The sequence below is a fragment of the Streptomyces sp. NPDC001678 genome (assembly GCF_042892945.1).
In the GTDB taxonomy this organism is placed as follows: Bacteria; Actinomycetota; Actinomycetes; order Streptomycetales; family Streptomycetaceae; genus Streptomyces.
Window position 1 is genome coordinate 27457 of sequence record NZ_JBIAUP010000010.1, and the last position, 23205, is coordinate 50661.

22 protein-coding genes and 2 tRNA genes are annotated in these 23205 nt (G+C 69.9%); 6 read left to right on the plus strand and 18 right to left on the minus strand.

Annotated features, from left to right (window positions below):
• Positions 1-19 precede the first annotated feature (19 nt).
• The 3 genes from ACFYZR_RS21120 to ACFYZR_RS21130 all read left to right on the plus strand — a co-directional run bounded on the left by ACFYZR_RS21120 (position 20) and on the right by ACFYZR_RS21130 (position 2778).
• Positions 20-991 carry a hypothetical protein gene (locus ACFYZR_RS21120; RefSeq protein WP_391912439.1) on the plus strand — a complete coding sequence of 324 codons (972 nt, stop codon included), beginning with the start codon at positions 20-22 and terminating at the stop codon, positions 989-991.
• Positions 988-1695 (plus strand): hypothetical protein, encoded by a 708-nt coding sequence (locus ACFYZR_RS21125; protein ID WP_391912441.1) that lies wholly within the window; start codon positions 988-990, stop codon positions 1693-1695. The genes ACFYZR_RS21120 and ACFYZR_RS21125 overlap by 4 nt, the downstream gene beginning before the upstream one ends.
• A 120-nt stretch (positions 1696-1815) precedes the next feature.
• On the plus strand, positions 1816-2778 hold the full coding sequence (locus ACFYZR_RS21130; RefSeq protein WP_391912443.1) for a hypothetical protein: 963 nt from the start codon (positions 1816-1818) through the stop codon (positions 2776-2778).
• 782 nt (positions 2779-3560) lie between these two features.
• Here the strand turns inward: ACFYZR_RS21130 and ACFYZR_RS21135 are convergent.
• The 5 genes from ACFYZR_RS21135 to ACFYZR_RS21155 form a co-directional block, all read right to left on the minus strand.
• On the minus strand, positions 3561-4028 hold the full coding sequence (locus ACFYZR_RS21135; protein ID WP_391912445.1) for a hypothetical protein: 468 nt from the start codon (positions 4026-4028) through the stop codon (positions 3561-3563).
• 77 nt (positions 4029-4105) lie between these two features.
• On the minus strand, positions 4106-4330 hold the full coding sequence (locus ACFYZR_RS21140; protein WP_391912447.1) for a DUF397 domain-containing protein: 225 nt from the start codon (positions 4328-4330) through the stop codon (positions 4106-4108).
• Positions 4331-4402: 72 nt separating this feature from the next.
• Complete coding sequence (locus tag ACFYZR_RS21145) at positions 4403-5233, minus strand: helix-turn-helix domain-containing protein (protein WP_391912449.1); 831 nt, start codon at positions 5231-5233, stop codon at positions 4403-4405.
• Complete coding sequence (locus ACFYZR_RS21150) at positions 5230-5751, minus strand: DUF6879 family protein (RefSeq protein WP_391912451.1); 522 nt, start codon at positions 5749-5751, stop codon at positions 5230-5232. The genes ACFYZR_RS21145 and ACFYZR_RS21150 overlap by 4 nt, the downstream gene beginning before the upstream one ends.
• Positions 5735-5941, minus strand: a complete 207-nt coding sequence (locus ACFYZR_RS21155) for a hypothetical protein (RefSeq protein ID WP_391912453.1) — start codon at positions 5939-5941, stop codon at positions 5735-5737. Before ACFYZR_RS21155 ends, ACFYZR_RS21150 begins: the two co-directional genes overlap by 17 nt.
• A 181-nt stretch (positions 5942-6122) precedes the next feature.
• Between ACFYZR_RS21155 and ACFYZR_RS21160 the strand changes: the two genes are divergently transcribed.
• Positions 6123-6374: a hypothetical protein gene (locus ACFYZR_RS21160; protein ID WP_391912456.1), complete on the plus strand. Its 252-nt coding sequence runs from the start codon at positions 6123-6125 to the stop codon at positions 6372-6374.
• A gap of 191 nt (positions 6375-6565) precedes the next feature.
• Positions 6566-7456: a hypothetical protein gene (locus tag ACFYZR_RS21165; RefSeq protein ID WP_391912458.1), complete on the plus strand. Its 891-nt coding sequence runs from the start codon at positions 6566-6568 to the stop codon at positions 7454-7456.
• 72 nt (positions 7457-7528) lie between these two features.
• On the opposite strand, the gene clpX is transcribed toward ACFYZR_RS21165, so the two are convergent.
• The 5 genes from clpX to ACFYZR_RS21190 all read right to left on the minus strand — a co-directional run bounded on the left by clpX (position 7529) and on the right by ACFYZR_RS21190 (position 12303).
• Positions 7529-8815 carry an ATP-dependent Clp protease ATP-binding subunit ClpX gene (clpX, locus tag ACFYZR_RS21170; protein ID WP_229347829.1) on the minus strand — a complete coding sequence of 429 codons (1287 nt, stop codon included), beginning with the start codon at positions 8813-8815 and terminating at the stop codon, positions 7529-7531.
• Positions 8816-8989: 174 nt separating this feature from the next.
• Positions 8990-9643, minus strand: coding sequence for an ATP-dependent Clp protease proteolytic subunit (locus tag ACFYZR_RS21175; protein ID WP_311616263.1), 654 nt, complete (start codon positions 9641-9643; stop codon positions 8990-8992).
• A gap of 67 nt (positions 9644-9710) precedes the next feature.
• Positions 9711-10316, minus strand: coding sequence for an ATP-dependent Clp protease proteolytic subunit (locus tag ACFYZR_RS21180; RefSeq protein ID WP_391912902.1), 606 nt, complete (start codon positions 10314-10316; stop codon positions 9711-9713).
• A 397-nt stretch (positions 10317-10713) separates the two neighbouring features.
• Positions 10714-12081, minus strand: coding sequence for a trigger factor (gene tig, locus ACFYZR_RS21185; RefSeq protein WP_391912461.1), 1368 nt, complete (start codon positions 12079-12081; stop codon positions 10714-10716).
• Between the two features lie 145 nt (positions 12082-12226).
• Positions 12227-12303, minus strand: a tRNA-Pro gene (locus tag ACFYZR_RS21190).
• Between the two features lie 186 nt (positions 12304-12489).
• Between ACFYZR_RS21190 and ACFYZR_RS21195 the strand changes: the two genes are divergently transcribed.
• Positions 12490-12563, plus strand: a tRNA-Gly gene (locus ACFYZR_RS21195).
• Positions 12564-12643: 80 nt separating this feature from the next.
• Here the strand turns inward: ACFYZR_RS21195 and ACFYZR_RS21200 are convergent.
• The 8 genes from ACFYZR_RS21200 to ACFYZR_RS21235 form a co-directional block, all read right to left on the minus strand.
• Positions 12644-12838 carry a hypothetical protein gene (locus ACFYZR_RS21200; RefSeq protein ID WP_391912463.1) on the minus strand — a complete coding sequence of 65 codons (195 nt, stop codon included), beginning with the start codon at positions 12836-12838 and terminating at the stop codon, positions 12644-12646.
• A 278-nt stretch (positions 12839-13116) separates the two neighbouring features.
• Entirely contained in the window at positions 13117-14541 is a 1425-nt protein-coding gene (locus ACFYZR_RS21205) for a DUF6177 family protein (protein WP_391912465.1), read from the minus strand.
• Complete coding sequence (eccCa, locus tag ACFYZR_RS21210; protein WP_391912467.1) at positions 14538-18605, minus strand: type VII secretion protein EccCa; 4068 nt, start codon at positions 18603-18605, stop codon at positions 14538-14540. Before eccCa ends, ACFYZR_RS21205 begins: the two co-directional genes overlap by 4 nt.
• A gap of 57 nt (positions 18606-18662) precedes the next feature.
• Positions 18663-19790 carry a CpaE family protein gene (locus ACFYZR_RS21215; RefSeq protein ID WP_391912469.1) on the minus strand — a complete coding sequence of 376 codons (1128 nt, stop codon included), beginning with the start codon at positions 19788-19790 and terminating at the stop codon, positions 18663-18665.
• A 15-nt stretch (positions 19791-19805) separates the two neighbouring features.
• A complete protein-coding gene (eccD, locus tag ACFYZR_RS21220; RefSeq protein ID WP_391912471.1) occupies positions 19806-21155 on the minus strand; it encodes a type VII secretion integral membrane protein EccD in 1350 nt (449 codons plus the stop codon).
• Positions 21156-21180: 25 nt separating this feature from the next.
• Positions 21181-21561 carry a hypothetical protein gene (locus tag ACFYZR_RS21225; protein ID WP_391912473.1) on the minus strand — a complete coding sequence of 127 codons (381 nt, stop codon included), beginning with the start codon at positions 21559-21561 and terminating at the stop codon, positions 21181-21183.
• A gap of 69 nt (positions 21562-21630) precedes the next feature.
• Positions 21631-22767, minus strand: a complete 1137-nt coding sequence (locus ACFYZR_RS21230) for an ADP-ribosylglycohydrolase family protein (protein WP_391912475.1) — start codon at positions 22765-22767, stop codon at positions 21631-21633.
• Positions 22768-22869: 102 nt separating this feature from the next.
• Positions 22870-23202: a hypothetical protein gene (locus tag ACFYZR_RS21235; protein WP_391912477.1), complete on the minus strand. Its 333-nt coding sequence runs from the start codon at positions 23200-23202 to the stop codon at positions 22870-22872.
• Positions 23203-23205: the final 3 nt, after the last annotated feature.

The window sequence follows — 23205 nt, forward strand, 5'->3', positions numbered from 1 at the left end:
AGAGAGCCGAGAGCCACCGATGAGCCACCCCCAGCCGGGCCCGTACGGCCAGCCGCCGCAGCCCAACCCGTACGGCCAGCCCGGCTACGGACAGCCCGGCTACGGCTATCCGCAGCAGCCCGCAGCTCAGGCACCGGGCCCGTACGGCGCATACGGCTACCCGCAGAGCGCCCCGTACGGACAGCCTGGACCGTATGGCCAGCCCGGACAGCCGTACGGCCAACAGCCCGGCATGCCGATGCCGTACCCCCCGCCCCTCCCGCCGCACAACGGCAACAACAAAGGCAAGGCCATCGGCATCGCGCTGGGCGCGGTCATCCTGGTCGGCGCGATCGTCGTGGGTGGCTTCGTGCTGCTGTCGGGAGGCCGTAAGGGCGACGGGGACACGAAGGACCGCACCCCCGCAGCGAACGCCGGCCCGCGCCACAAGCTCGTCACCCCCGACACGATCCTGGCCGGCGAGTACCGGAAGGAGACCGCCGCGGACCTGCCGGTGCTGGGCGCGGACGAGAAGGCCGACCTCCGCCACATGGGCGTCGCCGACCCGGAGACCATCTCGGGCGCGTACGAGACGGGGAGCCCGGGCCCGACGCAGAAGAAGGTCCGTTTCACCGGCGCCTGGGGCCGCATCAAGAGCCCGGAGCGCGTCGTGGACGGCATGTTCGCGTCGCTGGGCACCGCGCTCAAGAAGGACGACGGCGACGGCGAGGGCCGCATGGAGCTCGAGGGCACCGCCGAGCGCGTCTCCCCCTCCGGGCTGGACGACGGCGCGGTGATGAAGTGCCAGCACACCCACCTGGTGGGCACCACCGCCCCAGGCGGCAAGCCGATCACGATGCAGATGTGCGTATGGGCCGACCACAGCACGACGGAGGCGGTGTTCAGCCTGGACACGGCGGCGGTGCTGGCGGGCCGGAAGGTCCCGCTGGAGGACGCGGCGGAGCTGACGTCGAAGGTGCGCAAGGACACGCGGGTGGAGCTGACGAAGTGACGCGCTGTCGCGTGCGGGCCACGGCGCTGGCGGGGACGGCCCTGCTGACACTGACGGCCCTGGCAGGCTGCGACAGCGCCGACCACAACTCCGCAAGCCCCGCGAAGGCGATTCCGCCTGCCACAACGTCGCCAAGCCCATCGCGGCACTACCGCCTGACGACACCGGACACGATCCTGGACGGCCGCTACAAGAAGGCACCCGGGGACGAGGACGACAAAGACATTGCCGGGGACCAGGCAAGCCGGGCGATGTTCCTCCTCGGGGTGACGAACGGACAGCGGGTGAGCGCTGCGTACACCACCGACCTCCGCAAGAACATGAGCTTCACCGGCATCTGGGGCCGCGTCGAGGACCCCGAACGCTCGGTCGACATGCTGTTCCTGAGCACGGCGACGGCGGCGAAGAAGGACAAACGCCTCAGCACATTCACCTGGTCGGGCCGCCCGCAGAGGCTCACGCCCGACGGCCTCGACCGGGACACGGTGCTGAAGTGCCAGGGCACGCGCTTCACCCTCGCGGGCACCGACGACAAGCCGACGCACATCAGAACGTTGTGCGCGTGGGCCGACCACGACACGGTCGGTACGGCCTCCCTGGCCGACGCGTCGTTCGCCCGTTACGGGCGTGACATCCCCCTCGACCGGGCGGCCGAACTCACCGCCGGCCTCCGCCACGACACCCGCACGGCCGTCTCGCAGTAGCACAAACGGGACTTGTTCCGAAACCGTTGCGGGCCCGAGGTAAAGCCGGAATAAGCCATCGGGAAAGATGGCGCGGAGCTGTCGCGTGTCGCGTGAGAGAACTGCGTCGAAGAGGAACTGATGAGCTACCCCCAGCCGGGCCCGTACGGCCAGCAGCCGCCGCCCAACCCGTACGGCCAGGGCGGCGCCCCCGGCCAGCCCGGCTACGGCTACCCCCAGCAGCCCCCGGCTCCCTACGGCGCCCCGCCGCCCCCGCCCCCGCCGCCGGGCACGCCCTACGGCGCCCCGCCCCAGCAGGCCGGCTGGGGCCAGCCCCCGGCCCCCCAGCCCCAGGGCTGGGGCCAGCAGCCGGGCATGCCGGGCGGCTACCCGCCCCCGGCCCAGCCGAGCGGCGGCGGCGCGGGCAAGGCGATCGGCATCACGGTGGGCGTACTGGTCGTCGTGGGCGCGATCGTGGGCGGCGTGCTCTTCATGAACGGCGGCGGTGGCGGTGACGGCGATGTGAAGCCGTACACGATGGAGATGCCGGCGTCGCTGCTGGACGGACGGTTCATCAAGGCGCCTCTGCCGACGGGCGCGCAGCAGAACCAGCCGCAGAGTCTTGCCGACAACGAGAAAGCCAAGGCGGCGGGCATCGAGAATGGCACGTCCGTGAGCGAGCGGTACACCAACGCCGAGAAGCAGGGCCTCTCCGTCAACGGCACCTACGGCACCATCAGCGACCCGAAGAAGACCATCGACGTTCTGCTCCCCCAGATCGACGAGCAGCAGAAGAAGCTCCTCAGCTCCATGAAGGTCGACAACGGCCCGTGGACGGACTTCTCGCCGAGCGGCTTCGACGGCGCGGTGATGAAGTGCCGGACACAGAAGATCACCACGTCCATGGGCCAGTTCTCGACCGAGATCGAGAGCAACAGCTGCGTCTGGGGCGACACCAGCGCGGTGGGCTCCGTCACGCACCAGACCACGAAGAGCAACAACCCCTACGGCGCCACCAGCGCGTCGTCCGGCAGCGTCATGTCCATCCAGGAACTCTCCGACGCGACCGCGAAGATCCGCAACCAGGTCCGCAAGGAGAAGTAACCCTCCAGCAGGCCCACTCGCCCGACGGCCGCTGCGCATGCCACCCGGCATCGCGGCGGCCGTTGCCGTTGCGCCAACCCCCACCCTCCGCGCACGCGACGGGCAGGCCGCCCAAGCGCTCCTTTCGGTCACACCCGGAACGCTTACCCAGATAGGAAGATCCCGCCAGCCCACGCAACCAGCGCGACAACCTCTCACGCGCCACACCAGTCCTCATGCGACGCTCTGACCCGCTCGGACACCCGGGACCTTGAGACTCAGCCTCTACGCGCTGGCCGAATCAGGAGTAGAGATTCGAACACGGGAACGATATCTTGGACTTCAAGATGATCAAGGACCTGACGGCCCTGATCACGCAACAGAACCCAAGAAGTCGAGCAGGAGCGAGAACCGAGTATGGGCAAGTGGACCCGACGGGCAGCAACAACCGCTGGCCTAATCCTGGCTGCTGGAACGCTTCAGCTCGCCACGACCACTCCGGCGAGTGCCTCCCCGGCTCAATGCGAGTCTTACCTGAAGACCTACGGGTACAAAGTCGGACCGAACGTTAAGGCCGCATGCGCTTATGCCGGTGGCGAATGGACCAACAACTGGGCTGGCCACTGCGAGAGCATGTTGGTGAACTTCGGCGTTAAGCCGCAGCATGCCAACTTCGCGTGCTGGGCGAAGTAAAGCGTTCCAAAGCTGCCAGAGCTCATCCTGGCAACACGACACTCTGAGACACCAGAAGGGTGCCTGGCCAGACGGCCAGGCACCCCTCTCTCAGTGGGGCCGCTCCGCACCTACCCAGCCGGGCACCCACGCCCAGGAGCCCCCCGGTTCGGGGAGCACGGCACCACAGCAAGGCTGAGGAACAGCGGACGCCCCAGGTAGAACCCGACAGCCACGTCCCCGCCCCAGCCCAGTGTGTTGGCAGCGTTGCAGACCTTCTGTGCAAGCCGGGGCGTTTCCCTGTCGCTGTCCGAGGCGAAACGCTGGGCGTACTCCCCCAACCGCTCCCCCAACCACCCCGCCGCCTCCTTCGGGTGCTCCCAGGTCCCCCGGATCAGCCCGGCCGACTTCACCAGCCAATAGGCCGTCTCAAGAGGCGGGACCTCGGTCACGCGCCACTCCGCCACAGCTTCGCGATACCTCTCCACCACGTCGGGCGGGCTGGTCGCCACAGGTTCCACCGATGGAGGCGGTCGACGGACGCTCTCCTTGTCGAAGACCGCTTTGTCGCCGACCCATAGATAGCCGTGGAAGTGCAAGGCGCATTCCTGTTCCACGCAGAGGGAGCGGCTCCCGTCTCCACAAGTCCCGAGGGCGGGAGCCGCAGCGTGCAGAGTCAGGCCGAGAGGCCGAACCGGGCCGGGTCGATGCCGGCCGCAGCCAGCTCGGCCGTGGTGAACCTCAGCGGCTCGGCATGCGGACGCTTGCTGTCGCCCATGGCCCAGGCGTCATCGCCAATCCGCGCGAGAGTGACACAGGATTCGCCGTCCGGGTGCGTGTTGCCACCGCATGCCCTGGCGAACCGGGTTCCGTTCAAGGGCAGGCCGTAAAGGTCGCTCATGGTGAGCCTTCCTGAGAGTCGGAAAGAACTGCCTTCTCGCCTGCTCATGGTGAAGCGATGGCCGAGGCGGTTCTAGCGCGTTTCCCGTTCGCTCAAGAAGTCGTCGCGGATAGCGGCAGCAAGAGAGTGCATGTCTTCGCCGTACACAGCAACTCGCTCGAAGCTCTCGAACTTGGATACGTACAGCTCGATGTCCCTCAGCTCGCTGGTGGTGATTTCTGCGTGCGGAATTTCAACGATGACCAAGCGGGCATCGAAGACCACGAACGAGCACGTGGGAAGACCGGGCATCGCCGCAGCCAGCGGCACTACACCGACCGTGACGTTGGGCATCCTCGACATGGTGACGAGCTTGTCGAGCTGCGCCGCCATCATCGGAGCCGGGATCAGCCTCCACCTCAGCACCGATTCCGTGACCAGGAAACGGAACGCTCGCTCTCGGTCGTACAGGACTTCCTGACGCCTCAGCCGGGCTCCGATCATCTTCTCCAGAGCGTCATCGGTGAGTTCTCGGTTCCGAAGGACACCACGCACATACTCCGGCGTCTGGAGAAGACCCGGAACGCACGACGGCTGGAACGTACGCGTGAGGCTTGTCCGAGCCTCCACCGCCCCCAGGGCGTCCTGATGCTTGTGGAGCCCGGAGCGGTGATAGATGCGCCACGCCGTGGCTTCCGTGGCCACTTGACGAGCGACTTCCGCCAGCCGGCCCTTGACCTCATCAGAGACCTCCAGGGCGACCAGGACACGCTCGACATCGATCACACTGGGCGCCAGGACACCGTTCTCGATCTTGCTCAGCTTGCTCGGAGACATGGCAGCGCCACGGGCGACCGCTTTGGCCTGCTTCCCGGCGGCCTCTCGCAGTTCCCGCAGCGCTTTACCCAGATCCGTGGGATTCACTCCGCCCCGTACCGCTCCCACCACTCATGGAACGGCACGGCATGAGCCAGGGCGATGTCGCGGCGCTCAATCCACTCGGAGGCTTCGGGGTGCAGCACGGCCCCGAGGAACTTTCCATGATCCCCATAGCTCATGGAAACCACGGACGACTCGTCGAACATCCAGAAGTCCGGGACACCCGCCAGCGGGTTGGGCCGTCCGGTGATATCGAGGATGAAGAACTCCTCCCCCGACCGGGCGTTCTTCCGGTAGCCCCATCCCAACTCGAACCTGAGGTATCCCGTGAGGGGGCGGGACAGGATGTGCACGCGATACATGCGCTTGCCGACGTCGACGTTGGCACGTACTTCGTCGGCCCATTCCTGGTTGTAGTCCGCAGGCTGTGCCTCACCAGCCTGGAAGGCCCGCTGGCTCTCCGGGTCGGATGAACCGCTGTAGTCGTCCAAGGTCTCCAGCCGGAACGCCTCCCGCCGGAAGTTGGCGAAGAGCTGTTCGAACTCGTCAGGCGAGATGTTCACGGGCCAGCCTCCGGAGCAGCGACATGGGGATACGCACAGCCGATTCGTTTTCAGGCAGCCGCATGGCGTCGAGCAGCGCCTGGTCCTCCACCCTGAAGCCTTGGACTATCGCGTCGTCGGTACCGTCGATGGCGAACACCTGCGGGCATGTCCCCTTCTCGCACTCGCCGACAAGGCGTGTCAGTGCCATGCTGCCTCCCCTGCTCTGCATCCCACGGCGGCCTGCTCCCCGATGCTCCCGAGACCGTGGCCGGAGGGTCAAGATGCGGCAGTTGAGAGAACAGGAAACAGGGCGTAGGAGAGCCCGAAACCTGGAACTGTTGGAAACCTGACCTGGAGGCATCCCGGTAAGAGGCATCTGGAGGGATCTGATGAGTCCGCGCAGCCACTTCCCCGGCCGTGGCACCCTGATCGAGGAGACATTCCTGGCGGGCAAGGCTGAGGGGCGCAGGAAAGCGCGTGCGCAGGGAGTGCTGCGAGTGCTGAAAGTCAGGGGAGTCCCTGTGTCGCCTGAGGTCTGCGAGCGCATCCTGACCTGCGCCTCTTTGGATACCTTGGGGTTCTGGCTGGACCGCGCCCTCGTCATCTCCACTGCGGAGGAAATCTTCACCGACGTGAGCTGAGCTCCTCACAAACGGACCACGTCCGCTGTGCTCTCCTTCAGGCCACGCCGCGCGGTCCGGCGTACACCACGCCCGTCCACCCGGCGGCCGTTGCCGTTGTGCCAGCGGAAATCACCACATAAGACCGCCCGAACGAGTGATCGTTCGCCAATAGTCGGAAGCACAGACGTTCCCGGTCCTAGCTTCGGGCCATGGTTACTTCACACCACGAGGCGGCTCACCGGATATTCCAGGACCGTCCGGAGCTGCTCGACCCCGTGTTCCGGATCCTGGGCGTTCCGCTGCCGGAGAAGTCATCCGTCGAGGTGCTCACAGCGGACGTCACGGAGATCCGACCGCTGGAGCGGCGAGTGGACAGCGTGCTGCGCATCGAGCCACCGGACGGCAGCGGGGGCTTCATCCTCGCCATCGAAGCCCAAGGCCGCCGCGACCCGGACAAGGCGGTCAGCTGGGCGTACTACCTGTCGTACCTGAAGGCGAAGTACACGTGTCCGGCGCTCCTGCTCGTGGTCTGCCAGGACAAAGCAACGGCCAATTGGGCGTCAGGGCCTTTCCGGCTCGGCCCTGAGGGCTGGACCGCGCTGTCGGTGCACCCGCTGGTCCTCAGCCCCGGGAACGTCCCAGTGATCACCGACCCGGACCGGGCTGCCCAAAATTTGGCCCTGGCGACGTTCTCCGCCATCACTCACGGGCGCGAGCAAGAAGCCCCAGCCATACTGGAAGCGCTGGCACGTGCCCTGGCAATGGCCGACCCGGAGTCCATCGCGTACTACTCGGAGCTGTTGGAGATCGGCCTGGGGAACGCCCCGGCGAGAGACGACTGGAGGAAACTGATGCCACGTAGCTACTTTCCCGGCCGGGGCACCCTCATCGAGGAGACATTCCTGGAGGGCAAGGCCGAGGGACGGGCGGAAGAACGGGCGCAGCAGGTGCTACGTGTGCTGGAGAAGCGCGGAATCGCTGTGCCGCCTGTGACCCAGGAGCGCATCGCGAGCTGCGCCGATCTGCATGCCTTGGCGCGTTGGGTGGACCGCGCCTTCATCGTCTCCGAGGTGGACGAACTCTTCGTCGACGAGAGCTGACGGCCCACGCAGTACTGAGGGGGCGCCCCGCCAGCCGGCCGGGCGTCCCCTCAGTGCGTACACCGCGAAAACCTACGCGCTCTTCTCGTGCCGCTCCCCCGGCTCGTTGCCGCGCGTGCGCGGCACCAGCGTCGGGTTCACGTTCGACTGGACGACGTCCGCCGTGATGACGACCCGTGCGACGTCCTTGCGCGACGGGACCTCGTACATCACCGACATCAGGACCTCTTCCATGATGGCGCGCAGACCGCGCGCCCCCGTCCCCCGCAGGATCGCCTGGTCGGCGATGGCCTCCAGGGCCGGGCGGTCGAAGTCGAGCTCGACGCCGTCGAGTTCGAAGAGGCGCTGGTACTGCTTCACCAGCGCGTTGCGCGGCTCGACGAGGATCTTGAGGAGGGCCTCGCGGTCGAGGTTGTGGACGGAGGTGATGACCGGGAGACGGCCGATGAACTCCGGGATCATGCCGAACTTCACCAGGTCCTCGGGCATGACCTCCTGGAACTGGTCGCTGGCCTCGATCTCGCGCTTGGAGCGGATCGTGGCGCCGAAGCCGATGCCCTTGGCACCCGCGCGGGACTCGATGATCTTCTCCAGGCCGGAGAAGGCGCCGCCCACGATGAACAGGACGTTCGTCGTGTCGATCTGGATGAATTCCTGGTGCGGGTGCTTGCGGCCGCCCTGGGGCGGGACCGAGGCCGTCGTGCCCTCAAGGATCTTGAGGAGGGCCTGCTGGACGCCCTCGCCCGAGACATCCCGTGTGATCGACGGATTTTCGCTCTTTCGGGCGACCTTGTCGATCTCGTCGATGTAGATGATGCCGGTCTCGGCCTTCTTGACGTCGTAGTCGGCGGCCTGGATCAGCTTCAGCAGGATGTTCTCGACGTCCTCGCCGACATAGCCGGCCTCCGTCAGGGCCGTGGCGTCGGCGATGGCGAAGGGGACGTTGAGCATGCGGGCCAGGGTCTGGGCGAGCAGCGTCTTGCCGGAGCCCGTCGGGCCGAGCAGCAGGATGTTGGACTTGGCCAGTTCGATGCCGTCGTCGCGGTTGTGCGCACCGGTCTCGCCGGCCTGCACCCGCTTGTAGTGGTTGTAGACGGCGACGGAGAGGGCCTTCTTCGCGGCCTCCTGGCCGACGACATAGCCCTCGAGGAACTCGTAGATCTCACGGGGCTTGGGAAGCTCCTCCCAGCGCACCTCGCTGGTCTCCGCGAGCTCTTCCTCGATGATCTCGTTGCAGAGGTCGATGCACTCGTCGCAGATGTACACACCAGGACCCGCGATGAGCTTCTTCACCTGCTTCTGGCTCTTGCCGCAGAACGAGCACTTGAGCAGATCGCCGCCGTCACCGATGCGTGCCACGAGGTGCTTCCCCTTCGCCTGGGATCCGCCTTGCTCTGCGAACCCGAGTGCTTGCCTATCGACGGTACCTTGCCGGGCCCCCCGCGCGGGCCCCCCTTGGCCCTACTCGGCCAAGGGAGAGCCCGTCGTCGTCGGCGCGGTGGTGGCCGGGACCGGTCGGACCGAGTGTTGTGGTCAGACGGTCACGGACGACTTGCGCGTCGAGACGATCTGGTCGATCAGACCGTACGCGAGCGCGTCCTCAGCGGTGAGGATCTTGTCGCGCTCGATGTCGTCGCGGATCTTCTCGATGGGCTGGGTGGAGTGCTTGGCCAGCATCTCCTCCAGCTGGGTGCGCATGCGCATGATCTCCTTGGCGGCGATCTCCAGGTCGGAGAGCTGCTCACGGCCCGTCTGGCTGGACGGCTGGTGGATCAGCACGCGGGCGTTGGGCAGCGCCATGCGCTTGCCGGGGGTGCCGGCGGCGAGGAGAATCGCGGCGGCGGACGCGGCCTGGCCCATGCAGACCGTCTGGATGTCCGGCTTCACGAACTGCATCGTGTCGTAGATGGCCGTGAGGGCCGTGAACGAGCCACCCGGGCTGTTGATGTAGATCGAGATGTCGCGGTCGGGGTCCATCGACTCCAGGCACAGCAGCTGCGCCATGACGTCGTTGGCCGAGGCGTCGTCGATCTGGACGCCGAGGAAGATCACGCGCTCCTCGAAGAGCTTCGCGTACGGGTCGTACTCGCGCACGCCCTGCGAGGTGCGCTCGACGAAGCGCGGAACGACGTAACGGGCCTCGGCCTGGGGGCCGGTGTAGAGGCCGCTGGCGGACGAGATGTTCATGCGGGTGTCACTCCTGGTGGCGGTCTGTGGGCTGGGTTACGGCTGGCGTACGGTCCTGCCGGAGCGGTCAGGCCCCGGTGCCGCCGCCGCCCGGAACGCCGGAGGCGTGCGTGATGATCTCGTCGATGATCCCGTACTCCTTGGCCTCCGCCGCGGTGAACCAGCGGTCGCGGTCGCCGTCGCGGATGATCGCCTCGACCGTCTGGCCAGTGTGCTGGGCGGTGATCTCGGCCATGCGCTTCTTGGTGCGCAGCAGCTGCTCGGCCTGGATCTTGATGTCCGAGGCGGTGCCGCCGAGGCCCGCGGAGCCCTGGTGCATCAGGATGTCGGTGTTGGGCAGCGCGAAGCGCTTGCCCGGGGTGCCGCCGGTCAGCAGGAACTGGCCCATGGAGGCCGCGAGGCCCATGCCGATGGTGACCACGTCGTTCGGGATGTACTGCATGGTGTCGTAGACCGCCATGCCCGCCGTCACCGAGCCACCGGGGCTGTTGATGTAGAGGTAGATGTCCTTGGTCGGGTCCGCGGCCAGGAGGAGCATCTGCGCGGTGATCTTGTTGGCGATGTCGTCGTCGACCTGCTGGCCCAGGAAGATGATCCGCTCCCCGAGCAGCCGGTTGTAGACCTGGTCGCCGAGGCCACCACCGATGGCGATCTCACCGGCGGCGGAAGGCATCAGATTCGTCACGTATCCACCTGCTCGTCTCTGACGGCAACGGGCCGTCTCCGCGTCTTCTCTGGGGACCGGGGTGGCGTGGCCGGTACGCGCCGGCGCGCTGCCATGTCTCCCCTGCCCTCGTATCTACGGACCCTAACGCGCTGGTCGGCAGGCGCCATCCCGCATCAGGAACTGTTCGCTCTGAGCGCAGGTTCCCCCCGCGCGCACAGGCCGCGCACAGGCCGCCGGAGGGTGCACGACGGGCCCGGTCGCGCGGCCCCGCCGAATGGCGGGGACCGGCACGTCCGGGCCCGTCGTCAAGCGCTCCTGCGAGCTCCCCCCGCCGACTCCATACGGGGGCCGTACGGGTCCGTCAGGGGGAAGGCCGGGAAACCCGGCCGGGGAGGGGCGAGGCTCAGGCCTCGGTGCCCTCGGCGGCCTCGACCGTCTCGACGGCGGCCTCGGTCTCGTCCTCGTCGTCGAGGTTCACGACCTCGCCGTTGGAGTCCTTGACCGTGGCGGCCTCGACGACCGTCGCGAGGGCCTTGCCGCGGGCGACCTCACCGACGAGCATCGGGACCTGGCCCTGCTCGACGACGGCCTGCGCGAACTGGTCGGGGGCCATGCCGGAGGACTGGGCGCGGCGCATCAGGTGCTCGGTGAGCTCGTCCTGACCGACCGAGACCTTCTCCTTGTTGACGATCTCGTCGAGCACGAACTGGGTCTTGATGCCCTTCTCGGACTGCTCCTTGAGCTCGGCGTCGAACTCCTCGGCCGTCTTGCCCTGCATCTCGAGGTACTTCTCGAGGTTCATGCCGATCTGGCCGAGCTGGTGGTGCTCGAGGTTGTGCTTGCGGGTGTTGACCTCGTCCGCGAGCAGCTTCTCGGGCATCGGGACCTCGACGAGCTTGAGCAGCTCGTCCAGGACCTTCTCCTGGGCCTGGGTGGCCTGGTCGAACTTCTTCATGCGCTCGAGGCGCTTGCGGCTGTCGGCCTTGAGCTCGTCCAGGGTGTCGAACTCGCTCGCCATCTGGGCGAACTCGTCGTCCAGCTCGGGCAGTTCACGGGCCTTGACGGACTTGACGGTGACCGAGATCTCGGCCTCCTTGCCCTCGGCGGAGCCGCCCTTGAGCTCGGAGGTGAAGGTGGCGGAGCCACCGGCCTCCAGGCCCTTCACGGCGTCGTCGATGCCGTCCAGCAGCTGGCCGGAGCCGATGGTGTAGTCGACGTCGGAGGCGACGCCGTCCTCCAGCACCTCGCCGTCGACCTTGGCCTCCAGGTCGACGGTGACGATGTCGCCCTCGGCGGCGGCGCGCTCGACCGGGGAGGTGGTGGCGAAGCGCTCACGCAGCTGCTCGACGGACTTCTCGATGTCCTCGTCGGTGACCTCGACGGCGTCGACGGTGACCTCGATGCCGGAGTAGTCCGGGATCTCCAGCGCCGGGCGGATGTCGACCTCGGCGGTGAAGGAGAGCAGCTCGCCGTCCTTCAGCTCGGTGATGTCGACCTCGGGCTGACCCAGCGGGTTCAGCTCGGCCTCGTTGACGGCCTCCGTGTAGAACTTCGGAAGCGCGTCGTTGACGGCCTCCTCCAGCACGGCGCCACGGCCGAAGCGCTGGTCGATGACACGGGCCGGGATCTTGCCCTGGCGGAAGCCCTTCACCGTGACCTGCTGGTTGATCTTCTTGTACGCCGCGTCGAGGCTGGCCTTGAGCTCCTCGAAGGGCACCTCGACAGTGAGCCGAACCCGAGTCGGGTTCAGGGTCTCCACGGCGCTCTTCACGGTTCGGTCTCCTTGGGGCTGACTTCTGGGATTCTGCTGATCGGCGGATGTTGCTGATCAGCGGACCGCGCCCGGTACAGAGACACACAGACGCGCAGCTTGCATAGTAACCGCACGCATGAGGGGCCCCACAATGTGATCTTGCTGGTCGGGGTGGCCGGATTCGAACCGACGACCTTCCGCTCCCAAAGCGGACGCGCTACCAAGCTGCGCCACACCCCGTCGGTGCGACACGTAGGGTACATGCCCACAGAGGCGCCGGCCGCCGCTTTCCCGCTGGACAGGACGGGGACGAGGCGCACGAGGGGGGCGCGTGAGGGGCGCATCCGGGGGCGGCGTGCGGCGGACCGCCCCGACCCGCTACGATGCACACCGTGCCGCACCGCCATCAGGGTGCGTACGGCGCGTGCGGGCGTAGCTCAATGGTAGAGCCCCAGTCTTCCAAACTGGCTACGCGGGTTCGATTCCCGTCGCCCGCTCCACAGGCAGTACTCAAGCAGTACGCCATGACGCCTCCGGCCCCGCCGGAGGCGTTTTTGTTTCGCTCGAGCTCAGAACGGGCTCAGAACTTGATGCCGTTTATGGTCTGGGCGAGCGAGCTGAGGAAACGATTGATCGAAGGCGCCATGCCCGTGGAGGCGAGGAAGAAGCCGAAGAGGATCGCCACGATCGCCGGCCCCGCCTTGATGTTCTTACTGCGGATCATCACCACCAGGATGATCGCCAAGAGCAGCACCGCGGACAGTGAAATGGCCACAACTGATCACACCTTCGGTCGGAAGCACCTCGCCGGGCCCGGGAGCCAAAGCCGTCCCGCACACCCCCCACCCGACCATCGTGCCACCAACTCGCCTCCGGTTGCGATGGCGTGACGTTTCATCGGGGCGTTACCAGGGGTTCTCGGGATGGAGCCATAACCGGAATCATGCGTTCGGAGCAAAAGTCCGATGAACGCGGTACGAGGACGGGTGCTTTTCCGTAGAGCGTGCCTTCACCCTTTGGGTGAAGGCACGCTCTACGGGTTCCTGCCGGATGTCAGACCGTGACCTTCTTCAGGTGCCGCGTCAAGGTCTCCAGCGCCTCCCAGCCCTCCCCCGACTCGCCGTCGCCCAGGACGTAGAAGAAGCCCGGGCGGGCGTTGGAGCCCAGCTGGGCCGGGCGGCCCGGGAGAGGCGGGCGGCCCGCGTGGCCGCGGCCCAGCTCCCGTACCTCCTCCGCGCCCAGCACGAACGCGTACGGCACCGGCGGGCGCTCCAGGCGGGGCGGGGTGCTGAGGTCACGGCGGGCCTCACGGAGCTGGATCAGCATGCTCTCCAGGCCGTGCCGGGCCACCAGCTCGTTGGCGAGCTCGCGCAGCTCGTCCAGGGACGGCCGCTCGTCGGGGCCGTAGCCGACGGCGAGGGTGATGTCCTCCTCGACGCCCTTGCGCGTGCGCAGCACCCGGAGCGTGGCCTGCGCGGGGCGGCCCTCGCCGCCGACGACCACGGTCCAGGTGGGCTTGGGGGCGCGCTCGTAGGCGAGGTCGGTCAGCCGCCGTCGCGACCAGGGGAGGTTCGCGGGCTCGGCGGTGCCCCAGCCGACCGGGAGGGCGCCGGTGAGCTTCTGCCAGGCCGTCTCCAGAGCACCACCGAGGACAAGGTGGGCGTCGGGCTGGTGGCGGGTACGGAAGGAGAGGAGGAGCTGGCGCTCGCCGTCGCGCTCGACCTCGGTGAAGGCGGCGGCCACGGGCGTCTCGCCGGCCGAGTCGCGGGCCGGGGCGAAGAGGCCGTCCTGCCAGCGGAGCACCGCGCCGGAGAGCCCGTCGTAGTAGCCGTCGCGCTCGTCCTGGACCACCCAGCGGGAGGGCTGGGCGGTGATCAGGGTGCGGGTGGCGAGAGAGAGGCGGCAGTGGCCTGGGGTGACGATCTGCAGGCCGCGGTCGCTCTCGACGGCCGCTCGCAGGGCCTCCGACAGCCAGGCCGTCATGGCGACGACGGGACGGTCCTGCAGGACGACGGCGACTTGTTCGGTGAGGACGTCCACGGCGGGCTGGGCCGCGGCGGGCGCGGGGACGGCCGTGACACCAGAGGTGTCGACGGGCGTGCCGGGGTCCTCGGTGCCGGGGGCGCCGGGCGGCCAGACCCGGCCGCCCAGCAGGGTGGCGAGGCGGGCCGCGACGACGCCGGCGAGCTTCTCGGCCTCGGGCACGGCCGAGGAGGCGCGGGCCTCGATCCACCAGACGGGGCCGTCGGGGACGTCGGCGGGGGCCGTGCCGAGCAGCCTGGCCTGCTCTCCGGGCACCTGCAGCAGCATCGGCGCCTCGATCGAGACCAGCGGCCGTCCCTGCTCGTCGCAGAGCTGGACCACGGCCCCGTCGGCGGTGGTCTGGACCCTCAGGTCCGGGCCGCCCGCGAGCAGGCCCGCCAGGACGCTCCAGGAGTCCGGCATGCGCTCGGTGAGCGCGATCACGTCCTTGGTCATGCGTGGTTCCCCATGTTTCCGTTGTCCCCCGTGTTCCCCGTGGTACCGGCGTTGCCGGCTGTGGTGGCCGCGTTCTCGTCGTTCTCGTCGGCCTGCTCCGCCATCGCCGTCTGGATGAGCCGGACGGGCTCGCCGCGGCGGACGAGGGTGCCCCGGCCGGGCGGCTGCGCCCCGGCGTAGACACCGGGGAAGAGCTGGCCCTCCTGCCGGTCGCCGGTCATGACGACCGCTGTGGTGCCGCTCTCGCGCAGGGTCATCAGGAACGGCTCGTACAGCGCCCGCGAGGCGCCCGCCACGCGGCGGGTGACGACGAAGTGGAGGCCGATGTCCTGGGCGGAGGGGATGAACGGCAGGAAGGGCGCGAGCGGTTGCTGGCCGGCGGTGGTGAGGATGTCGTAGTCGTCGATGAGGATGACGATGCGCGGTCCCGAGTACCAGGTGCCGGACGCCAGCGCGTCCTGGGCGGCGAGGTCGTCGGGCATGCGCTTCTCGAGCTCGGCGGCGATGCCGGTGGCCAGGGCGCCGCAGAGCCTGGAGTTGTGGGCGTAGCCGCCGCGGTACTCCTCGGGCACCAGCTTGCGCAGGCCCCGGCGCGGGTCCATGACGGCGAAGACGATCTCCTCGTCCGAGTAGCGCTCCATGAGCCCCTGGGTGACCAGGCGCAGCAGATTGGTCTTTCCGCACTCGCTGTCGCCGAGGATCATCAGGTGCTGGTCGCGCTTGAACAGGTCGAGCAGGACGGGCGCGAGCGCCGTCTGGTCGAGGGCGATCGGCACCCGGTTGGGTTCGGCGGCGACGGACGGCAGCGAGGCCGCCGGGATGCGGGCGGGCAGGACGCGTACCCGCTGGGCGCCGTCGCCGGACCAGGACGAGCGGATGACCATGGCGGCCTGTTCGACGGCCGGGCCCAGCTCGGAGGTACTGGCGAGGGAGTCGATGCGGGGCAGCGCGGTCTGGGCGAAGAGCTTGCCGTCGGTCAGGACGCGGCCCTTCTCGTCGGCGCCCAGGGTCTCGGCGAGCTTGCGGTCGATGCTGGAGTCGCCGGGGTCGTTCAGGCGGAGTTCGACGCGGGTGCCGAACATCGACTGGGTGGCGATGCGGACGTCGTTCCAGCGGTGCATGGCGGCGACGATGTGGATGCCGTAGCCGCCGCCGCGCTTGAGGAGGTCGGTGACCGCGTCCTCGATCTGCTCGAAGTCGTCGCGCAGGGCGCCGAAGCCGTCGACGAGCAGCACGATCTCGGTGGAGGACAGCTCGGGCAGCCGTCCCTCGGCGCGCAGTTCGCGCAGCCGCTCGACGGAGTCGATGCCGTGCTCGCGGAAGAGCTCCTCGCGGGCGGCGAGCATGCCGCGTACTTCCTCCACCGTGCGGCTGGCGCGCTCGCGGTCGGCGCGGCCGGCGATGCCGCCGACGTGGGGCAGCCCGGAGAGGGCGGCGAGGCCGCCGCCGACCAGGTCGAGCCCGTAGATGCCGACCTCGCGCGGGGTGTGGGTCAGCGCCAGGGACAGGGCGAGGGTGCGCAGCAGAGTCGTCTTGCCGGACTGGGGGCCGCCGATGACGGCGGCGTGGCCGCCGGCGACGGTGAGGTCGAGGATCCACTGGCCCTGCCACTGCTTGGCCGGGTCGTCGAGGAGGCCGAGCGGCACGCGCAGCGGTCCGGGGCGGACGGCCAGCTGCATGCCGCGCGCGCCGGCCTCGAGGGGGCCGGCCGAGGTGTCCAGGGCGATGGCCCGGGGCAGTGGCGGCAGCCAGATGGCGCGGGTGGGGGCGGCGGCGTCGCGGAGCTGGTCGACGACGACGGACATGGTGGTGGGGCCGGGGTTGCGGTGGCGCATGGCGGGCTGTTCGCCGTCGCCCGGGGCGTCCTCGGGCTCGCCGAGGGTGTTGAAGTCCGGGTAGGGGAGGACGGTGGGGCCGTCGTCCTCGGTGTCGTGTGTCACGGGGCCGCGGTAGGGGCCGGAGACGAAGCTGGCCTTGAACCGCTCGTAGGCGCTGGTGTCGACCTTCAGATAGCCGAAGCCGGGGATGGGCGGCAGGTGGAAGGCGTCGGTGGTGTCGAGGACGGTGCGGGACTCGTCGGCGGAGAAGGTGCGCAGGCCGAGCCGGTAGGAGAGGTAGGTGTCCAGGCCCTTGAGCTTGCCGCCCTCGATGCGCTGGCTGGAGAGCAGCAGGTGCACGCCGATGGAGCGGCCGATGCGGCCGATGGACAGGAAGAGGTCGATGAAGTCGGGCTTGGCGGTGAGGAGTTCGCCGAACTCGTCGATGACGACGAACAGGTGGGGCAGCGGGTCGAGGTCGGGGCGGGTCTCGCGCAGGGCGGCGTAGTGGCCGATGTCGGCGACGTTGCCCGCGTCCTTGAGGACCTGCTGGCGGCGCTGGACCTCGCCGGCGAGGGAGGAGTGGACGCGCTCGACGAGGCCGGCCTGGTTCTCCAGGTTGGTGATGACGCCGGCGACGTGCGGCAGGTCGGCGAAGGGCGCGAAGGTGGCGCCGCCCTTGTAGTCGACGAGGACCATGGCCAGGTCCTCCGGCGGGTGGCCGGCCACCAGCGCGAGGACGAGGGTGCGCAGGAGTTCGCTCTTGCCGGAGCCGGTGGCGCCGACGCACAGGCCGTGCGGGCCCATGCCGAGCTCGGAGGACTCCTTGAGGTCGAGCAGGACGGGTTCGCGGCTGTCGCTGATGCCGATGGGTACGCGCAGGAAGGCGCGTTCGCCACGCGGCTGCCACAGGGACTTGACGTCCAGGTTCGCCGGGTCGTCGACGCCCAGCATCTCGGCGAAGTCGACGGGGCCGGACAGGGGGGCGTCGACGAGGGACTCGGCGGACAGCCGCAGGGGGGCGAGCAGCCGGGCCAGTCCTTCGGCGCCGGCGGCGGTGGCCTTGTCGGCGGTGCCCTGGGCGGTGACCGGTTCGGCCGCGCGCAGGTCCTCGATGTGGACCTGGTCGCCGTCGACGGTGATGCGCAAGGACACCTGGCCGGGTTCCTGGACGCGCTCGGCGACCAGGTGGAGCACGGTGACGCCCATGTCGTGGAGGGGCACGGCCTCGTCGGGGCGCGGCAGTTCGCACGCGTCCTCGCCGTACTCGTCGCTGACGACGAGGAGCCGGCCCGCCATCTCCAGGGCGTCCCGGCCGGACAGGCCGCGCCGCACCTCGGCGGCGTAGGAGGCGCGGGTTCGCAGGTCGGCGCCCATCAGCCGGGCGAGCTGCCCGAGTCCGGGGGCGATGCGGCGGGCCGCGACGGGGCCGTCGTGCTCCTCGGGGTCGAGGGTGTGGGGCAGCCACTTGAACCAGCCCCAGTCGTCCATGCGGTCGCCGGGGCAGGCGAGCGCGAAGGCGACGTCGTCGGGGGCGTGGGTGACGGCGGCCTGGGTGAGCAGGGCGCGGACGACGCGCAGGACGCCTTCGCGGTCGCCGACGACGCTGACGTTGCCGACGCGGTCGAGGGGGACGGTGAGGGGCAGGTCGGCCGCTGTGGAGAAGCGATTCTTCAGCGCTCCGGCCTCGTTGAGCATAAAGCGGTCGGGCGGGGTGAGGACGCTGCCGCCCTGCTGGCCGACCTTCAGGGGCCGTACGGGCATCCGGCCGGTGCCCACGCGTACGCGCAGGAAGTCGGCGTCGAGCCGGCGGCGCTCCCACAGCCGGGCCGGGTCGCGCACGATGTCGTAGAGCGCCTCGGGCGGCGGGTCCAGGACCCGGGCGGTCTCGCGGCGCTCGCGCTCCTCGGCGCCGAGCTCCTCACGGAGCTCCTCGAGGTACTCGAGGTAGCGCTCGCGCTGCTGCCGACGGGTGCGCTGGGCCTTGCCGCGCTGCGACAGCAGCATGCCCACCGAGCCGATCACGGTGACGACCAGCACGATCGCCCCGAGTCCGGCGAACTGGCTGTTGCGCACGACCGTCATCATCACGACGGAGCTCATCACGCCCGCGATGGGCATGAGGGTGTGGAGGGCGCCGCCGGTCTTGCCCTCGGGCAGGTTGGGCGGCGGCTCGATCGTGCGCGCCTCGGGAGTCGGCAGCGGCCGGGTGGTGCGGGCGGGGCGGTGGACTATTCGCGTGGTCATCGGGGGCTTCGCCTGCTCGTGGTCAAAGGGGGCGCCGGGTCTGGGCAGGGGCCTGCGTCATCGTGGGCCGCGTCTGCCCATGGCCCGGGTGAGGGCTTCGGCCGCGAGTTCGGTGACGGCCTCGCGGGTGACCTGGCCGAGCAGGTCGTTGCGGATGGCGCCGCCGGTGGCCAGGTGGCGGTCGTAGGGCAGCATCAGTACCCGTACGCCCTCGGCCCCCAGGTGTTCTTTCGCCGCTGTCAGATCCAGCGTCATATGGGGGGACGACGCGGAGACGACCACCACGGTTCCCTCCAGCATCCTGGGTCTCCCCAGCGACACCATCCAGTCCAGGACCGCGCGGGTGCTGGTGACGCCCTCGACCGTGGCCGGCGTGACGAGCACCCGCGCCTGGGCGGCCGAGAGGGCGGTGCGGGAGAGCTCGCTCGGCAGCGAGTCGCAGTCGACGACGGTGATGCCGAAGTAGCGGCGCAGCGCGACCATTACCGCGCGGTACTCGGACAGTTCCAGTCCGGCGCCCACGCGGCCCTGGCTGCCGGGCAGCAGCCAGCCCCGGTCGGGCAGCTGGACCAGATAGCCGACGACGTCGTTGAGCTGCATCGAGGGGTCGATGATCTGGGCGAGATCGCTGGTGGTCCAGCGCACCTTGGTGGCTCCGAGCCGGGCCGGGAGGGTACCGAGGGCCGGGTCGGCCTCCAGCGTCAGCACCGGGTCCTGGCGGTAGTGCGCGTAGGTGCGGCCCAGCAGCGCGGCGACGGTGGTCTTGCCCGCGCCGCCCCGGATACCGGTGACGACGATCTGCCGCCCGGTGGTCAGCGGCTGCTGCAGCGCCTGGGCGACCCTGGTCGCCTCCTCCACCTCGCGCGTGGCGGAGGAGCCGACGAGGCGGCGCAGCGAGCGGGAGGTCCGCTTGGCGGCGGAGTCCCCGCTCAACGGCTTGCCCTTGATCAGCTCCTCGGGGAGGGGAAGCTCCATGGTGACGGGCGTGGGCAGGGGGCGGGGCGCGGGCGCCGCGGGCCCCGCGCCCGCGGCCCGCGGGCGGGCGTCCTCGGGTTCCCCGGGCTCCGCGGCGGCGGCCTTCGTGCCGTTGGCTGCCGCCTCCCGGCCCTCGGCGAGCTCGTTGAGCTCGTTCGTCAGGTTCCGCAGGTTGCGCAGCACGTCGCCCTGCCAGTCGTCCTGGGACATCCGTCTCTCCTGCGACTAGAACTGGTGGAGCAGGCGTACGTAGACGCCGAACACGCCGACCGCGAGCGGGAACAGGGCGACCACGCCGATGGTCTCGATCAGGTCCACGGCGCGGCGCAGCCGGACGTGGACATGCTCGGGCGGCCGGATCGCGAGCACGGCCAGCGGGACGGCGGCGGCCAGGCACAGCGCGGCCAGCGGTCCGTACGGCGTGCCGTGGCCGTGGTCGATCCACAGCACCGCGAGGCGCACCAGCAGGACGAGGGCGGCGGCGAGCAGCACCACGACCTCGGCCACCAGCGGGAAGGCCCGTGAGCGGGAGAGCAGGACGACGGCGAGCACGGCGGCGAGCGCCACGGTCCACGGGGTGGCCGTGGTGACGGCCAGCAGTCCGCCGGCGGCCGCGGACACGGCGACGGCCACGGTGGCCAGGGCCAGGCCCCGGTGGGTGGCGGCCAGCGCGGTCTCGACCTCGTGGCGGCTGACGGAGGCTCCGCCGGAGCGCTTGTCGTCCAGTCCGGTGAGGCCGGCCGCCATGAGGGCGAGCCGGGGCAGCAGGCCCAGGACGACGACGGAGACGACGGCCATGACGGATCCGACGCGTGCCGGGTCGTGCTGGACGAGCGCGACGGCCTCCCACACGCCGGTGGTCGCGACGACCGCGCCCGCGCCGATCAGCCCGCCCTTGCCGAGCGGCGAGAACAGCCCGAGCAGCGCGAGGGCGACCGCGAGTGCGGCCGCCACGGCGGCGAGCCGGCCGGGCCCCGGCCAGGCGTGCGCGTCGGCGGCGGTCCACGCGGCGAGCGTGCCCAGTGCGCCGCCGGACAACATCAGCGGGGTGCCCAGATGCCGGGCGCCCATGCGGGCGGCGACGGCGCCGACGGCCGCCACGAGAGCGGCCGCCCCGGCGATGGCCACGGCCACGGAGGCCGGGCCGAGGCTGCCGCGCGCGAGCACACCGGCGGTCACGGCCAGCACGACGGTGGCCAGGCTCGCCGTCCACTGCCGCGCCTCGGGCCGCCAGCGCCAGCGCCGTACGTCCAGGTCCTCGGCCACCTCGTCGGTGACGTCGTGCACGACGGGCGCGGAGGGCGCGTCGTTGACCCGCACCAGCCGCAGGAGCGCGCCGTCGGGGACGCCGGCGTCGGCGAGGGTGCCGTCCTGCGGAAGAACCGTTCCTTCAGCAGTCATCAGATGCCGCGCGGCAGGGCGCTCCCCGACCTTGTCGTCCAGCAGCCGCAGGACATCCGGGAGAAGCCGCCCGATCGGCTCGTCGGCGGGCAGCACGAGATCCACCCGCCGACGGTCGCCGACGAGGGTGACCCTGCTCAATTCCGTACGCTGTTTCGCCCCCACGTTCACCACGCGGCAGAACCTATCACTGGGCCTATCACTGGGCAGGCTCCGTCACTTTGTGCGTTCCTTTCGGCTTATTGGGCGTTTTCGAATGCGAGGGAGAAGGAGCAGGGGCATCGTCGGCCGCGGACGCCGACGTACTCGGCGAGGGTGAAGGGGTCACCGCCGGTGCGTACCGCTGCTGTTGCTGCTTCTGCTGTTCCTTCTGCTTGGCGAGGGTGTGCTGAATGAACGACCACCCCACGCACCCCGCGCACAGCACCGCGGCCACGGCGATGCCCGCGAATACCTTCCCGAGCTTCTCGTCCGCCGTGCGGCGGGCCCGCTGGGCTCCGTAGAGCAGGGCATCGCGCATCCGCCGGCGCCGTACCGACACCGACTCCAGCAGTTGACTGTCGTAATCCTTCGCCATCATTCCCCGATTTGCCGGGCGCCCGGCTTCTGCAAAATCCTATGGTGCGGCGCCCGAATGGGCCGCCGAGGTTCAGTGGTGCGGATATCGCTCATAAGGGAAGAGCGGCTCGTCATACGCGGGGGCCGGGCCGTGGAAGGCGTACGCGAGATCGTCGGCGAGCTCCGCGACGACCGCGCGGCCCTCGGTCAGGGCCAGCCACGACGCCGGCAGCGCGGAATCCCCGTGCTGTGCGCCGAGCAGATTCCCGCACACGGCGCCGGTGGAGTCGCTGTCCCCGGAGTGATTGACGGAGAGCAACAGGGCGTCCTCGATCGAGCGGGGCCGGGCCAGAGCCGCGTAGACGGCGATGGCCAGGGCCTCCTCGGCGACCCGGCCGCCGCCCAGGGTCTCCAGCTTCTCGGGGCCCGGCGCGCCGTCGGCGGCGAGGTCCAGGGCCCGGCGCAGGGCGGCGGTCGTCTCCTGGTGCCCGGGGTGCCGGGCGAGGAGCCCCAGGACGCGCGGCACGGCTCCCTCGAGCGAGTCCCCGTCGAGGAGGTGACGGACGATCGCGGCGAAGGCACCGGCGGCGTAGTAGCCGGTGGGGTGGCCGTGGGTGATCTGCGCGCACTGGGCGGCGAGCCGGAAGGCGTCCTCGGCCGGCGCCCCGGTCAGCCCGAAGGGCGCCGAGCGCGTCACGGTTCCGCAGCCCTTGGAGCCGGAGTTGACCGGCCCCGGCCGGCCGGTCGGCGCCGCGTACGGATCGGGCACGTACTTCCGGCCGAGGCCGGAGAGACAGGCGTTGCCGGGCGCCCGGCGCGCGTACAGCCAGGGCTGCAGCCGCAGGCTGCCGGAGCGGACCAGGTCGTCGGGGCCGGACGGAGGCGGCGGCGCCGGGTGGTTCTGGGTGTCCAGCCAGCGGAGGTAGGCGTGCCGGACGACGGCGGTCTCCGCGCCGCCGATGCCCTTGGAACGGGCCCGGGCATGGGCGCGGATGAGGCCCTCCGCCGTGAAGAGCGTCATCTGCGTGTCGTCGGTGACCCGGCCGGTCACCGCCTCGCCGTCCGGGACGGGCCCGGTGACGCCGGCGGGGCCGTGGGCGGCGCGGATCGCCGCGAGGGAGCGGGACTCGACCGGATTGCCGAGGGCGTCACCGATCGCGCCACCCAGCAGACACCCGCGTATCCGGGCGCGCAGGGTGTCGGTGACGGCTGACGAAGAGATGGTCACTGATGATTCCCGACGCTTTCTCGTTCCGGTTCTCGGTCCGTCAAGGGGTGGGGCTCGAGTATCTCAGGCCCCAGTGACACCATCCGTCCCTGGCGGCGTCGGTTACCGACCTGTGCCGGGACGGTAGCGCTCGCGGTACAGCCGGATCGCGTCCTCGAACGGGAAGTTGGGGACGAAACTGACCTCACCGTCGTCCTTGGCGATGATGATGTGCGAACCGCCCAGGTGCTCGGGCGGCCGCGTCGGGTCGGGCTCCGGCGCGCCCGTGGCGTAGACGAGGTAGCCGGCGTCGAACTCATGGACCGCCAGGCCCATGGGGGTGCCGTCGGGCCAGGTCGGCGGGGAGTAGGCACGGGCGACGGCCACGGCCTCCTCGGGGCTCGACGGCACGCGGCGCGCGGGTTCGGGTGCGGACTCAGGGACGTTGGAGGACATGGT

Coding starts and splice junctions, on each gene's coding strand:
- ACFYZR_RS21215 (WP_391912469.1), bottom strand. CDS start 19,790: ATGTCCCAGGACGACTGGCAGGGCGACGTGCTGCGCAACCTGCGGAAC.
- ACFYZR_RS21235 (WP_391912477.1), bottom strand. CDS start 23,202: ATGTCCTCCAACGTCCCTGAGTCCGCACCCGAACCCGCGCGCCGCGTG.
- ACFYZR_RS21175 (WP_311616263.1), bottom strand. CDS start 9,643: ATGAACATCTCGTCCGCCAGCGGCCTCTACACCGGCCCCCAGGCCGAG.
- ACFYZR_RS21165 (WP_391912458.1), top strand. CDS start 6,566: ATGGTTACTTCACACCACGAGGCGGCTCACCGGATATTCCAGGACCGT.
- ACFYZR_RS21120 (WP_391912439.1), top strand. CDS start 20: ATGAGCCACCCCCAGCCGGGCCCGTACGGCCAGCCGCCGCAGCCCAAC.
- ACFYZR_RS21160 (WP_391912456.1), top strand. CDS start 6,123: ATGAGTCCGCGCAGCCACTTCCCCGGCCGTGGCACCCTGATCGAGGAG.
- ACFYZR_RS21155 (WP_391912453.1), bottom strand. CDS start 5,941: ATGGCACTGACACGCCTTGTCGGCGAGTGCGAGAAGGGGACATGCCCG.
- ACFYZR_RS21180 (WP_391912902.1), bottom strand. CDS start 10,316: ATGCCTTCCGCCGCCGGTGAGATCGCCATCGGTGGTGGCCTCGGCGAC.
- ACFYZR_RS21130 (WP_391912443.1), top strand. CDS start 1,816: ATGAGCTACCCCCAGCCGGGCCCGTACGGCCAGCAGCCGCCGCCCAAC.
- eccCa (WP_391912467.1), bottom strand. CDS start 18,605: ATGACCACGCGAATAGTCCACCGCCCCGCCCGCACCACCCGGCCGCTG.
- ACFYZR_RS21140 (WP_391912447.1), bottom strand. CDS start 4,330: ATGAGCGACCTTTACGGCCTGCCCTTGAACGGAACCCGGTTCGCCAGG.
- ACFYZR_RS21205 (WP_391912465.1), bottom strand. CDS start 14,541: ATGACCAAGGACGTGATCGCGCTCACCGAGCGCATGCCGGACTCCTGG.
- ACFYZR_RS21225 (WP_391912473.1), bottom strand. CDS start 21,561: ATGATGGCGAAGGATTACGACAGTCAACTGCTGGAGTCGGTGTCGGTA.